This is a genomic window from Pseudomonas sp. S8, assembly GCF_050473925.1.
GTDB classification, from domain to species: Bacteria; Pseudomonadota; Gammaproteobacteria; order Pseudomonadales; family Pseudomonadaceae; genus Aquipseudomonas; species Aquipseudomonas parakoreensis.
Genome location: NZ_JBFDVZ010000016.1, coordinates 2,862,789 through 2,876,288, shown reverse-complemented (window position 1 = coordinate 2,876,288; position 13,500 = coordinate 2,862,789). Strand labels below are relative to the sequence as shown.

The following is a 13,500-nucleotide window of genomic DNA, read 5'->3' as shown; positions in this document are numbered from 1 at the left end:
GCAGCCTTCGGCAGCTCCTACAGAGGATCGGTGTAGGAGCTGCCGAAGGCTGCGATCTTTTGCTTTTCAGGCGGCGATCAACTCGCCCGCGCGCCGTGGTTCGGCCGCTCTGGCGATGTCACCAAACAACGCCTTCTGCACCGCCTGCTGCGCTTCGAACGCCAGTGCCGCACGCTCGCGGCCCTGACAGGCGATCGGCTTGAGCAGATGCACTTCGACATCGGCACAATCATTGCTGAACAGCCGCATCAGGTGCGACAGCAAATCATCGTCACCAATGAACGGCGCCAGCGCGTCGATGTCGCCATTGCGCAGATAACGGATCGCCACCGGTTGCAGCATCACCTCGGAATCGATGGCCGCCGACAGCAGGCGACCATGAAAAGTGCGCAGCGAACGCCCATCGGTGGTGGTGCCTTCCGGGAACATCAGCAGCGGATGCTGCGTCTGCAAATGGCGGGTCATCTGTTTGCGGATCAACTGGCTGTCGCCCGAGCCGCGACGAATAAACAGGCTGCCAGCCTTGGCCGCCAGCCAACCCGCCACCGGCCAGGTGCGCACTTCGGCCTTGGACAGAAACGACAGCGGCGTGAGCATGCCCAGCAGCGGAATGTCAGTCCATGACACATGATTGCTGACCCACAGCATCGGCTGCTGCGGCAACTCGCCGTGCACCGTTACGCGAAAGGGCAGGGCATTGCTCAAACGTGCCATGAAGAAACGCGACCAGCGCTGCCGACGTTGCATCGAGTGCGCCAGGCCCAGACGTTCGAATATGCCGAACACGCTGGCCATGGTCAGGCCCAGCGTCACCACCAGCAGCACTCGCGCGATTCGCGCGTACACGCGCAACCGGCTCATCACACGGCCGCCTTGAAGTGCTTGGCGTAACGCGGGCAGAGTTCGTCGCGCTTGAGCAGGATGAACACGTCGGCGACCTGGAAGTCTTCGTCCCAGCACGGCTCGCCGCAGATCTTCGCGCCCAGGCGCATGTAGGCCTTGAGCAGCGGTGGCATTTCGGCGATCACGTTCGACGGAATGTCCAGCGACGGCAACGGATTCTTCGGTTCGGCGCGCAGGTGTTCGGTGCACAGGTAGCGTTCGCGCAGACGCTGCATGATCGCGTGAGCCTGCACGCCGCCGTCCTGCATCGGGATGCTCGCGCAACCCATCAGGTAGCTGTAGCCGCCCTGATTCAGCACTTCGGCCAGTTCACCCCAGAGCACGGCGATGGTGCCGCCGTTGCGGTAGGCCGGATCGACGCAGGTACGGCCGATTTCGAGGATCGGACCTTGCAGGTGCGCCAGGCCATGCAGGCTGAATTCTTCTTCGCTGTAGAACTTGCCCAGGCTGCTGGCGGCGGTGTGATCGAGCAAGCGGGTGGTGGCGACCAGACGCCCGGTGTTCAGGTCACGCACGCCGATGTGGCTGCAGTGAACATCATAGTCATCCATGTCCAGACCCAGTTCCGCGCCTTTCAGCTTGGCGTTGAATTCGCCGCTGAAGACGCTGAAGCGCAAGGCCTGGGCTTGCTGCAAGGCCTCGGCGCCGATCAGGCGTTCGGCTTGCAGGCGGCGTTCATTGCCGGTGTCGCTGATGCGGGCGATCTGAGTCATTTGAATCTCCGTACGGGCCTTGAACCCGTCGTGGGTTGCAGCCGATCGACTTTCTTTATGCAGCCATGTTGTGCAAAGTCAGGCTATGTAGCCCCGGTGTCATCACCGTGAACGTTTGGTGATGCTTGTATGACAGCCCTCAAGGAGCCTCTTATGCCCTGGCCCAGCCTGCTCGAAAGCCATGAACGCCTGCCCGCCGTGACTGATCTGTCGGAAGGTTTCGCTACCTTGCTGCATCAATTGGGCAACGTGACGCCGTTCGAACTGGCGGTGGCCGGAGGGCGGCGCATGGCGACGCCGGGGCTGGCGTTTCTGGTGGGGTATCAGGCGGCGTTGCGCATGCTTTGGCCGAGCGCGCCGCCAAGTCTTGGCGCGTTGTGTGCGACCGAACAGCGCAGCCTGCGCCCGGCGGACATGCAGACCCGTCTCAGCGATTTGCGCTTGAGCGGGCGCAAGGATTTCGTCACCGCCGGGGACGCGGCGGACTGGCTGTTGATCGCCGCGCGCAGTGAAGAGCCCGGTGAAAAACCGCGTCTGAGTCTGGCGGTGGTCTATCCCGGAGAGCCCGGCGTGCGTGTGGAAAAGCTCCCGGCGCTGCCGCTGATGCCGGACATCAGCCACGGTCGTCTGCACCTGGACGGCGCGTTGTGCGAGTTGCTCGCGGGGGATGGCTGGGATGCTTATGTGAAGCCGTTCCGCAGCCTGGAAGATGTCTATGTGTTGAGCGCGATGACCGCGTGGCTGTATGGCGTCGGTCAGGACAGTGGCTGGTCGCAGCCGCTGCTGTTGCGTTTGCTGGCGCTGCTGGCCGGCTGTGCGGAAGCGAGTCGCCAGCCGCCGAACAATCCGGCCGGACACGTGTTGCTGGGCGGGTTGTTTGCGCAGTTTGATGCGCTGAAGAACGAGATCGATCAGGCGTTGGCCGAGGGCAACCCGGAGTGGGCGCAGATGTGGCAGCGTGATCAGTCGGTGATGCAATTGGCGGCCGCCGCGCGGGCCAAGCGCTTGGCCAAAGCCCTGCACATTCCGCTGTAGGAGCTGCCGCAGGCTGCGATCTTTTGATCTTTAAATGCACAATCAAAAGATCGCAGCCTGCGGCAGCTCCTACAGTGATCGGGAGATTGTCATTTTTCTGGGCCATGATCTTTGCACCCGTCCGTTGAGATTTTTCCATGATCAAAGGCCTGTCCCTGTTCCTGCTGCTGATCAGCTTCACGGTCCAGGCCGAGCAATGGCCGGATGAACAATGGCCAACGGGCGCAAAAAACAGTGGCGCAGCAGTCGAGGCATTAGAGGCCTATGCCTTCCCACCCCGCGACGACGACACCCGCCAGGGGATCCGCACCGACGCCTTGCTGGTCATTCGCGACGGTCAGGTTATCTACGAACGCTATGCCGGTCCGACCAGTGCCGAAACCCCGCACCTGACCTGGTCGATCAGCAAGAGTCTGATGGCCACGGTGCTTGGCGTGGCGTATGGCGAAGGCTTGTTCAAACTGGATGATCCCGTTTCAAAGTTTTATCCGGCGTTGGAAAAACACCCGGCGATCACCATGGCGGACCTGCTGCACTGGGCTTCCGGTCTGGACTGGCAGGAAGATTACGAATACGCCCCGCTGAAATCCTCGGTGGTGGCGATGCTCTACACCCGTGGGCAGCGCGACATGCCCGCGTTCACTGCCGATCACGACGCCTACGCGCCGCCGGGGCAGGCGTTCCGTTATTCCAGTGGCGACAGCAATCTGCTGGCGGCGGCGCTGAAGAACATGGTCGGCCCCGAGCGTTATCCCGACTATCCGTGGACGGCGCTGTTCGAGCCGTTGGGCATTCGCCATGCCGTGTGGGAAACCGATGCCGGCGGCACGTTTGTCGCGTCCTCTTACGCGTATCTCACCGCCCGTGATCTGGCGCGGGTTGGCCTGTTGATGCTGCGCGACGGACGTTGGCGCGACCGGCAATTACTGCCCAAGGATTGGGTGGCCTTCAACCGAACTGCTTTTACCGGCTACAAGGCGCATCAGGACGAAGCGGTGCCCGGCGGCCAGTGGTGGCTCAATCGCCCGGCGGATGGCGCCGCCGCGCCATGGCCCGACGCGCCGCCCGACACCTTCGCCGCCCTCGGTCATTGGGGGCAGGCGCTGTATGTGGTTCCCAGCGAGAACCTGCTGATCGTGCGTTACGCCGATGACCGCGACGGCAGCTATCGCCACAACGAATTGCTCAAACGCGTGCTCCAGGCGGTGCAGCCATGAAGCTGTTGAAGCGGGTGTTGCTGCTGGCGCTGATCGTGCTGCTCGGCTGGATCTGGCTCGAACGCGACAATCTGTGGGCGTTCCCCGACATCATCAGTGCGTACACGGCCAAGGAATATTGTTCGTGTCGCTACGTGATGAACAACCAGGCTGAATATTGTCGGGGTTATGTGAAACAGTGGCTGCCGACCAGCGGTTTTACCGATGACAGCGCGAGCAAAACCGTCACCGTCAGTGGCATGGGCCGCAGCAATCGCGCGCAGTGGCTGGGTGAACGGCAAGGCTGTCGTTTACAGCCTTGAAAGATCGCAGCCTGCGGCAGCTCCTACAGGTTTTGCATTCCTTGTAGGAGCTGCCGCAGGCTGCGATCTTTTGATCTTGATGTTTGCAATAAACCTATGGGCGGTTAAGGTTCGTGCAGGTTTATCGCCCCCACGAGTATTCAATGTTCAACCGCTCCCTCTATACAGCCTTCGCCAGTCTGCTGCTGGCCGCCGCCGCGCTGCCGGCGCAGGCCAACTGGTATCTGGATGGCGAGTCGTCGCGGCTGTCGTTCGTCAGCACGAAAAACGCCCACATTTCCGAAGTGCAGCGCTTCCTGGTGTTGCACGGCAAGGTCGATCCGGATGGCCGCGCCGAAGTCGAAGTCGAGCTGGATTCGATCAACAGCGGCATCCCGCTGCGCGACGAGCGCATGCGCAAGGAGTTGTTCCAGATCGAGCAATTCCCCGAAGCGACCATCAGCACCCGGATCGACCTGCGCCCGATCAACGATCTGGCTCCCGGCGCGCAGCTGGAATTGCGTTTGCCGCTGACCGTCAACCTGCACGGCAAGCAACATGAATACCCGGCGCAGTTGCTGGCAACCCGCCTCGATGACCGGCGGTTTCAAGTGGTGACCCTGGAGCCGCTGGTGATCAACGCCGAGGATTTCGACCTGGTGCCGGGCCTGGAAACCCTGCGTAACCTCGCTGGCCTGTCGGCCATCAGTCTGTCGGTGCCGGTGGGTGCGGTGCTGATTTTCACGGCGCGCTGACATGCGCGGCGCGGTGTTCCCGTGGCGGGACGGCAACCGCTTCGAACTGTTGATTGACGGCCCGCAATTCTTCCCGCGCATGCTGGTGGAAATTGCCCGCGCCGAAGAACAGGTCGAACTCGAGTTGTATCTGGTGGAGGCGGGCGCCTGCGCCGAAGCCGTGGTGCAGGCGCTGGTGCAGGCTGCCGAGCGCGGGGTGCGGGTACGCTGCCTGTTCGATGACTACGGCAGTCTCGCGTTTACCCTGCACCTGCGTCAGCGCCTGATCAAGGCCGGGGTTGAACTGCGTTTTTACAATCGCCTGAGCTGGCGGCGTTGGGTCGGCAACTTTTATCGCGATCATCGCAAACTGTTGCTGGTTGATCAGCGTCTGGCGGTGGTCGGCGGCACGGGTGTCACCGATGAGTTCTGGACGCCGGGGCAGGACAGCAGCGAATGGCATGAAGTGATGGTGGAAATCAGCGGTCCGCTGGTGCTCGACTGGCAAGTGCTGTTCGACCGCCAATGGATCGCCAACCGCCATCGCCGGGCCTGGAAACCTTCGGCCCATGTCGGCCTGCCACGCTTGCCCAAGGTCCCGGACATGGGCGAGGGCATGGGCCGCGTGGCCTACGCCGATGCCCGCCAGCATCGCGACATTCTGCAGTCGCTGTTCCGCGCCTTGAACAGCGGACAGAAACGCATCTGGATGGCCACGCCTTACTTCCTGCCGACCTGGAAAATCCGCCGCTCGCTGCGCAAGGCCGCTGCCCGGGGTGTCGACGTCCGGCTATTGCTGACCGGGCCGCGCACCGATCACCCGTCAGTACGTTACGCCGGCCATCGCTACTATCCGCGCCTGCTCAAGGCCGGGGTGCAGATCTTCGAATATCAGCCGTGTTTCCTGCACCTGAAAATGGTCCTGGTGGACGAGTGGGTGAGCATTGGATCGTGCAACTTCGATCACTGGAACTTGCGTTTCAATCTGGAGGCGAATCTGGAGGCACTGGACCCGTCGTTGACGGCAGCGGTGGTGCAGAGTTTCGAGAAGGACTTCGGCCTGAGTCAGCAGGTCAGTCTGGAGGAGTGGCAGCGCCGGCCGCTGTGGCGGCGGGTGAAGCAGCGGATCTGGGGCTGGGTGGATCGGCTGGTGGTCAACATTCTCGACAGACGCGGATAAGGCAAAAGCAAGATCAAAAGATCGCAGCCTGCGGCAGCTCCTACAGGGTGCACACCCTCCCAATGTAGGAGCTGCCGAAGGCTGCGATCTTTTGCTTTTAACGGTTACAGCAACTCAAAGCTCTGCTGCGTCACATCCTGCGAATCCAGGCCGATCTGCACGTTGAACTTGCCAGGCTCGGCCGCGTACTTGAGCTGGGCGTTGTAGAACTTCAGGTCATCCTCGGTGATGGTGAAGTGCACGACTTTCTGTTCGCCGGCCTTGAGCATGATTTTCTGGAAGTTCTTCAGTTCTTTCACCGGGCGAATCATCGAGCCGGTGACGTCCTGAATGTACAGCTGCACCACGGTTTCGCCGTCACGTTTGCCGGTGTTTTTCAGGGTGACACTGGCGTCGAGCTTGCCGGTGGCGTTCAGCGTGGTTGACGACAGCGCCATGTCGCTCAGGGCGAATTGGGTGTAGCTCAAGCCGTAACCGAACGGGAACAGCGGGCCCGTGGTGTCATCGAAATACTGCGAGGTGTAGTTGCCCGGTTTGCCCGGCGTGAACGGCCGGCCAATGCTCAGGTGGTTGTAGTAGGTCGGGATCTGGCCCACGGAGCGCGGGAAGGTCACCGGCAGTTTGCCCGACGGGTTGTAGTCGCCGAACAGCACGTCGGCGATGGCGTTGCCGCCCTCGGTGCCGCTGAACCAGGTTTCCAGAATCGCATCAGCCGACTGGTTCTCTTCGAGAATGGTCAGCGGCCGGCCGTTCATCAGCACCAGTACCAGCGGTTTGCCGGTGGCTTTCAGGGCACGGATCAACTCGCGCTGGTTTTCCGGGATGTTCAGGTCGGTACGGCTGGAGGACTCGTGGGACATGCCACGGGATTCGCCAACGGCGGCGACGATCACGTCTGCGTCTTTGGCTGCCTTCACCGCTTCGTCGATCAGCACATTGGCCGGGCGCGGGTCATCGACCACTTCCGGGGCGTCGAAGTTGAGGAAATTCAGGTAATCCAGCACTTTTTTGTCGCTGGTGATGTTGGCGCCACGGGCGTAGATCAGGTTGGCCTTGTCGCCCATCACCGAGCGCATGCCGTCGAACAGCGTGACCGACTGCGCCGGTTTACCCGCAGCGGCCCAACTGCCCATCATGTCGATAGGTGCCTTGGCCAATGGACCGACCAGCATGACTTTCGCGTCTTTCTTCAGCGGCAGGGTGTCGTTCTGGTTCTTCAACAGCACCAGGCTGCGACGTGCCACGTCACGGGCTTCGGCGCGGTGCAGACGGCTTTCGGCGTAGGTGTCGGCCGGATCATCCTCGGCCTTGCCGATACGCAGGTACGGGTCCTTGAACAGGCCCATGTCGTACTTGGCGGCGAGCACTTCGCGCACCGCGTTGTCGATGTCTTTCTGTTCGATCTCGCCGGACTTGAGCAGCCCCGGCAGCTCTTTGCCGTACAGGGTGTCGTTCATGCTCATGTCGATGCCGGCCTTGATCGCCAGCTTCGCCGCTTCACGACCGTCGGCGGCCACGCCGTGCTTGATCAGTTCGAAGATCGCGCCGTGGTCGCTGACGGCCAGGCCCTTGAAGCCCCAGTCCTTGCGCAGCAAGTCGTTCATCAGCCAGGTGTTGGCGGTGGCCGGGATGCCGTTGATCGAGTTCAGCGCGACCATCACGCCACCGGCGCCGGCATCAATCGCGGCGCGGTACGGCGGCAGGTAGTCCTGGTACATCTTCACCGGGCTCATGTCCACGGTGTTGTAGTCACGACCGCCCTCGACCGCGCCATACAGGGCGAAGTGTTTGACGCTGGCCATGATGCTGTCGGCGGCGCTCGGGGTATCGCCCTGATAGGCCTTGACCATGACTTTGGCGATACGCGAAGTCAGATAGGTGTCTTCACCAAAGCCCTCGGAGCTGCGGCCCCAGCGCGGATCACGGGAGATATCGACCATCGGTGCAAAGGTGATGTCGAGGCTGTCGGCCGCAGCTTCCTTGGCGGCAATACGCCCGGACTGACCGATGGCGCCCATGTCCCAGCTCGAGGCCAGGGCCAGCGGAATCGGGAAAATCGTACGATGACCGTGGATCACGTCGTACGCAAAAAACATCGGAATCTTCAGGCGACTGCGCATCGCCGCGTCCTGCATCGGACGGTTTTCCGGGCGGGTGATCGAGTTGAACGTACCGCCGATGTTGCCGGCGGCGATCTCTTTGCGGATCAACTCGCGGGGCATTTCCGGGCCGATGCTGATCAGGCGCAACTGGCCGATCTTTTCATCGAGGGTCATTTGCTTCATCAGATTGCTGATGAACGCGTCCTTGTTTTCCAGGGGTACCGGGGTCGTGGCGGCCAATACTTGATGACTGGCCAGGCTGACGAACAGGCCCAGCAAACACAGCTTCTTCATGAATATTTTTCTCGAGGGCCCAAACGGCAATGCAATGCCGGCCAGCCAAAAGTTAGGGAGCGACTATTGTTGTTCGGGTGCAGGCTCAAAATGACCGAGCCAAAAACGCCCGCCGACCGTCGGCAGCGTTTGCGCAGGGCCTCTTTTTAGCCCATCGGCCCGTTGCAATCCAGTGGCGCGGCCGATTATGCCCCAACCGCCGATGCAGAAGGTTTCACGGTCGGTTTTTTATGAAATACGCCAGGGAGCATCACTTTGATGAATGTCAGTCCAACCTACCGCTCGCGTCTGCAGGTCGCCACGTTGCTGGTGCTCGCCACCTTGTTGACCGCGTGCGGCATCAACAATATCCCGACCCTCGACGAACAGGCGAAAGCCGCCTGGGGCCAGGTCCAGAACCAGTACCAGCGCCGTGCCGACCTGATCCCCAACCTGGTGGAAACCGTCAGAGGCTACGCCAAGCATGAGGAAGCGACCCTGACTGCCGTGGTCGAGGCGCGGGCCAAGGCGACGTCGATCCAGGTCGATGCCAGCACCCTCGACAACCCGGAAAAACTCAAGCAGTTCCAGCAGGCCCAGGATCAGTTGAGCGGTGCCCTGAGCCGGCTGATGGTGGTGTCCGAGCGTTATCCCGACCTGAAAGCCAACCAGAATTTCCTCGCCTTGCAGTCGCAGCTCGAAGGTACGGAAAACCGGATTGCCGTGGCGCGGCGCGATTTCATTCTGGCGGTGCAGAAATACAACACCGAGATCCGCACGTTTCCCGGGCGCCTCTGGCACAGCGTGATGTACAGCGACCTGCCGATTCGCGAAACCTTCGAAGCCACCACCCCCGGTGCGGAAAAGGCCCCGGAAGTGAAGTTCTGACCCGAGGTTATTCATGCGTGTGTTGAAGATAGGCCTGGTGCTGATGCTGTGGCTGTTCGCCGTCAGCGCCCGGGCCGAGTTGACATTCCCGGCGCTGAGCGGGCGAGTGGTGGACGAGGCGCAGATGCTCGAGCCCTCGGTGCGCGCCCAGTTGAGCCAGCAGTTGCAGGCGCATGAGCAAGCGACCGGCGAGCAACTGGTGGTGGTCACGGTGCCCGATCTGCAGGGCACCACCATCGAAGACTACGGCGTACAACTGGGCCGGCACTGGGGCATCGGCCAGAAGGACAAGAACAACGGCGCGCTGCTGATCGTCGCCCGGGACGAGCGCAAGCTGCGCATCGAAGTCGGTTACGGGCTGGAAGATCGGCTGACCGATGCACAGAGTTCGGTGATCATCCATCAAGTGATCACCCCGGCGTTCAAGGCCGGCAATTTCAGCAAGGGCATCAGCGATGGCGTCGCGGCGATGCTGGTGGTGCTCGGCGGCAATCCGCTGGACGAGCCGTCGACGGTGTACGAGTCGAGCGGTGACCCGCAAAACGATTTTGTCTCGCGGCATCCGTTGTTGTTCATTTTTCTGGTGGTGTTGTTCATCCTGACCGTGTTTGTCTGCCAGATGCTCGGTATCCTTCCCGCCGGCCGTGGCGGCTCCGGAGGCGGGGGCGGTTTCGGCGGGGGTGGATTTGGCGGTGGCGGTGGAGGCGGGGGCTTCAGCGGCGGCGGGGGCAGTTTTGGCGGCGGCGGATCGTCCGGCGGCTGGTGAACACACAACAATAATGATCAGGCACTTTTCGACATGGCATTACTGACCGAACACGAACAACGCAAAGTCGCCGAGGCGATCGCCCGGGTCGAGCGCGACACCGACGCCGAACTGGTAACGGTGCTGGCGGCGCGCGCCGATGACTACGCATACATCCCGTTGCTGTGGGCCAGCCTGCTGGCGTTGCTGGTGCCGGGCATCGTTCACTACCTGAGCGGCTGGATGACGATGCGCAGCCTGTTGCTGGTGCAATGGGGGCTGTTTATCGTCCTGTGCCTGCTGTTTCGTCTGCCGAAAGTCACCACCCACCTGATCCCGCGCCGTGTGCGGCACTGGCGCGCGTCGAATCTGGCGCGGCGCCAGTTTCTCGAACAGAACCTGCACCACACCGTCGGCAGTACCGGGATGCTGATCTTTGTCTGCGAGGCCGAGCGCTACGTGGAAATTCTGGTGGACGAGGGGATTTCCCGGCGGCTGGACAACAAGAGCTGGGACGCGATTGTCGCCGCGTTCACCGAGCAGGTGCGGCAGGGACGCACGCTTGAGGGGTTCATCACCTGCATCGAGGCCTGCGGTGAGTTGCTCAAGGTGCATGTGCCGGTGACGCAGGTGAGGAATGAATTGCCCAATCGGTTGATTGTGCTGGGTTGAGTCAGTCAGGTGGCGAGGGGATTTATCCCCGATCGGCTGCGCAGCAGTCGCAAAAACTGTGCATCTGATTTGACTGGCCGTACATAAAGGGCAGCGTCGCGCCTTGTCGGGGATAAATCCCCTCGCCACAAGGTTGGGTGTCATGGATTTTGCCGTTGGGTAAATAAGAGCGTGTCCCCAAGCACCGTCCACCCTAAAATACCCGCCATTCCCGATTTCGCCCGTCCGAGGCCGCTTTTCCATGTCCGTTACCGCTCCCTCCCTCAAGCCCACACCAGATCATCACGCCCAGTTCATCGAGCTGCTGCAAACCAGCCTCGGACACAACGGCTTCATCAAGCTGGTGCTGGCCAAGTACGTGGGCGAAGAGGTGGATCTGCAGCGGATCATCATCAAAGCGGTGACGGTCAAGGCGCAGCCCAACCTGTCGTTCGTCTATCGCTACAAGACCCGCGACATCACCAAGAACCTGCCGCTGAGCGAAGGTGTGGCGGTGATTGCCGAGCTGTTGCCGGCGGCGTTCAAGAATGCGCATTTGCTGACCGTGACCGACGAAGCCCAGCTCGAATACAGCAAAAAGGGCAAGCCTTCGCTGTTCAAGAGCAAACCTCAGCAATTGCGTGAAGCACCGTCCGCCGAGCACAACCGTGAGAAAAACCGTTTTCTGGACTTGAGCCGACCGTTCCTCAAGGACCTGGGTGTGACCAACGCGCAGCATGAGCTGATCCCGGCGATGTCGCGCAAGTGGAAGCAGATCAACAAGTTCATCGAAGTCTTCAGCCACGCGCTGACCTCGTCACCGCTGGCGCTGGACAAACCGGTGCGAGTCGCGGATTTCGGTTCGGGCAAGGGCTACCTGACGTTCGCGATTCACGATTACCTGCGCAACACGCTGAAGGCCGAGGGTGAAGTCACCGGCGTCGAGCTGCGCGAAGAGATGGTCAACCTGTGCAACGCCGCCGCAGCGAAACTGGAACACCCGGGCCTGGTGTTCAAGTGCGGTGACGTGCGCAGCGTGGCGCCGAGCGAACTGGACGTGATGATCGCCCTGCATGCCTGCGACATCGCCACCGACTACGCGATTCACACCGGCATCCGTTCGGGCGCGTCGATCATCATGTGCTCGCCGTGCTGCCACAAACAGATCCGCCTGCAGATCCAGAGCCCGGCACTGCTCAAGCCGATGCTGCAATACGGTCTGCACCTGGGCCAACAGGCGGAAATGGTCACCGACAGCCTGCGTGCGCTGTTCCTCGAAGCCTGTGGTTACGAGACCAAGGTGTTCGAGTTCATCTCGCTGGAACACACCAACAAGAACAAGATGATTCTCGCGGTGAAGCGCGCCGAGCCGGTGGACCCGGCCCAGCTGCTGGTGAAGATTCAGGAACTCAAGGACTTCTACAACATCAGCGAGCACTGTCTGGAAACCCTGCTGCGCGCCGACGGCTTTCTCGCCTGACACCCGATACTGATCCGACACGAAACCCTGTAGGAGCTGCGGCACGCTGCGATCTTTTGATCTTAAAGGCAACATCAAAAGATCGCAGCGTGCCGCAGCTCCTACAGGGGCATGCGCTCGTCATTCGAGGGGCGGTGGTCATGCAGTGGCCGGTTGGGCAGGACGCACAGCGGTCTTGCGCCCGAGCATCACCGTCGCGATGACCCCGCAGGCAAACACCCAGGTAATCGGCTCGACATGTTCACCAAAGAACAGCGCCGAAAACGCGATGGTGAAGAAAATCTGCAGCAACTGGATCTGACTGACCCGCGCGATCCCGCCCATCGCCAGCCCGGCGTACCAGGCGAAAAAGCCGAGAAACTGCGAGAACAGCGCCACGTAGCCGAACGCCCACCAAGTCTTGGCTGACACCGCGCCGTGATGCTGCAGCCCCAGGTACAGCACCGGGCCGATCAGCAGCGGCGTCGACAGCACCAGCGCCCAGCAGATCACCTGCCAGCCGCCCATTTCCTTGGCCAACCGGCCACCCTCGGCATAGCCCAGACCACCCACGGCAATCGCGCCGAGCATCAACAAGTCGCCGGCCTGAATGCTGCCGGCCCCGGTGTACAACGCGTAACCGAGCACCAGCGCACTGCCCAGTGCGGCGCAGGCCCAGAAGGCTTTCGAGGGGCGTTCATGGGACAGCCACGCCGCATACAGCGCGACACACAGCGGCTGCAAACCGTTGACCAGCGCGCCGTGGGACGCTGGCAAGGTCTGCATGGCCCACGCCGACAGCACCGGGAAGCCGAGAATCACCCCGGCGATCACCAAGCTCAGGCCTTTGATCTGCTGCCAGCTCGGCCACTTCTCGCGTCGCCATAACAAGAGGGCTGCCGCCGGAATCGCCGCGAACAGCGCACGGCCCAAGCCATTGAGCAGCGGATGCAGTTCCTGCACCACGATCCGGGTGAAGGGCAGGGTCAGGCTGAAAATCACAACCCCGAGCAGGCCGAGGGCCATGCCGGTGTTTTCGCGTGAGGACATGTGAGTGACCAGAATTGAAGGTGACAGGGAAGTGACTTCATCTAGCCATAAACCGTGGAGTCCGGGCTGTTACAGCTAGGCACAGAGTTATCCATACAGTTCGCGGTAACCCCTGTAGGAGCTGCCGAAGGCTGCGATCTTTTGATCCTCGCTTTTAACAGCAAGATCAAAAGATCGCAGCCTTCGGCAGCTCCTACAGGGGACAGGTCGTAGTAGCCGGTTGTTACCCGCCCGAACGGATAAGGTCTACCTTGAAGACTCCTGCAAGC

The 13,500-nt window shown here is 61.6% G+C and carries 13 protein-coding genes; 9 read left to right on the top strand and 4 right to left on the bottom strand.

Features of this window, described 5'->3' with window-relative positions:
- Positions 1-66 precede the first annotated feature (66 nt).
- Positions 67-861, bottom strand: coding sequence for a lysophospholipid acyltransferase family protein (locus tag AB1J88_RS14130; protein WP_430291300.1), 795 nt, complete (start codon positions 859-861; stop codon positions 67-69).
- Complete coding sequence (gene olsB / locus AB1J88_RS14125; RefSeq protein WP_007963187.1) at positions 861-1,616, bottom strand: L-ornithine N(alpha)-acyltransferase; 756 nt, start codon at positions 1,614-1,616, stop codon at positions 861-863. Before olsB ends, AB1J88_RS14130 begins: the two co-directional genes overlap by 1 nt.
- A gap of 153 nt (positions 1,617-1,769) precedes the next feature.
- Here olsB and AB1J88_RS14120 point away from each other — a divergent pair, with 153 nt between their 5' ends.
- From AB1J88_RS14120 to AB1J88_RS14100, 5 genes are all read left to right on the top strand, one after another.
- The gene (locus AB1J88_RS14120; protein ID WP_430291299.1) at positions 1,770-2,651 is read left to right on the top strand and encodes an acyl-CoA dehydrogenase; all 882 of its coding nucleotides are present in this window, start codon (positions 1,770-1,772) and stop codon (positions 2,649-2,651) included.
- 137 nt (positions 2,652-2,788) lie between these two features.
- Complete coding sequence (locus AB1J88_RS14115; protein ID WP_430291298.1) at positions 2,789-3,868, top strand: serine hydrolase domain-containing protein; 1,080 nt, start codon at positions 2,789-2,791, stop codon at positions 3,866-3,868.
- The gene (locus AB1J88_RS14110; RefSeq protein WP_222016083.1) at positions 3,865-4,170 is read left to right on the top strand and encodes an amidase; all 306 of its coding nucleotides are present in this window, start codon (positions 3,865-3,867) and stop codon (positions 4,168-4,170) included. Before AB1J88_RS14115 ends, AB1J88_RS14110 begins: the two co-directional genes overlap by 4 nt.
- A 143-nt stretch (positions 4,171-4,313) precedes the next feature.
- Positions 4,314-4,904, top strand: coding sequence for a YceI family protein (locus AB1J88_RS14105; protein WP_222016081.1), 591 nt, complete (start codon positions 4,314-4,316; stop codon positions 4,902-4,904).
- A 1-nt stretch (position 4,905) separates the two neighbouring features.
- Complete coding sequence (locus AB1J88_RS14100) at positions 4,906-6,063, top strand: phospholipase D-like domain-containing protein (protein WP_041070472.1); 1,158 nt, start codon at positions 4,906-4,908, stop codon at positions 6,061-6,063.
- A gap of 104 nt (positions 6,064-6,167) precedes the next feature.
- Here the strand turns inward: AB1J88_RS14100 and bglX are convergent, their stop codons facing one another.
- Positions 6,168-8,459: a beta-glucosidase BglX gene (gene bglX, locus AB1J88_RS14095; RefSeq protein WP_430291297.1), complete on the bottom strand. Its 2,292-nt coding sequence runs from the start codon at positions 8,457-8,459 to the stop codon at positions 6,168-6,170.
- 258 nt (positions 8,460-8,717) lie between these two features.
- Here bglX and AB1J88_RS14090 point away from each other — a divergent pair, with 258 nt between their 5' ends.
- From AB1J88_RS14090 to AB1J88_RS14075, 4 genes are all read left to right on the top strand, one after another.
- Entirely contained in the window at positions 8,718-9,326 is a 609-nt protein-coding gene (locus tag AB1J88_RS14090; protein ID WP_007963199.1) for a LemA family protein, read from the top strand.
- A 13-nt stretch (positions 9,327-9,339) separates the two neighbouring features.
- Positions 9,340-10,092, top strand: coding sequence for a TPM domain-containing protein (locus AB1J88_RS14085; protein WP_430291296.1), 753 nt, complete (start codon positions 9,340-9,342; stop codon positions 10,090-10,092).
- A 33-nt stretch (positions 10,093-10,125) separates the two neighbouring features.
- A complete protein-coding gene (locus AB1J88_RS14080) occupies positions 10,126-10,743 on the top strand; it encodes a TPM domain-containing protein (RefSeq protein ID WP_430291295.1) in 618 nt (205 codons plus the stop codon).
- Between the two features lie 241 nt (positions 10,744-10,984).
- Entirely contained in the window at positions 10,985-12,202 is a 1,218-nt protein-coding gene (locus AB1J88_RS14075) for a class I SAM-dependent methyltransferase (RefSeq protein ID WP_430291294.1), read from the top strand.
- A gap of 138 nt (positions 12,203-12,340) precedes the next feature.
- On the opposite strand, the gene AB1J88_RS14070 is transcribed toward AB1J88_RS14075, so the two are convergent.
- The gene (locus tag AB1J88_RS14070; protein WP_430291293.1) at positions 12,341-13,231 is read right to left on the bottom strand and encodes a DMT family transporter; all 891 of its coding nucleotides are present in this window, start codon (positions 13,229-13,231) and stop codon (positions 12,341-12,343) included.
- Positions 13,232-13,500: the final 269 nt, after the last annotated feature.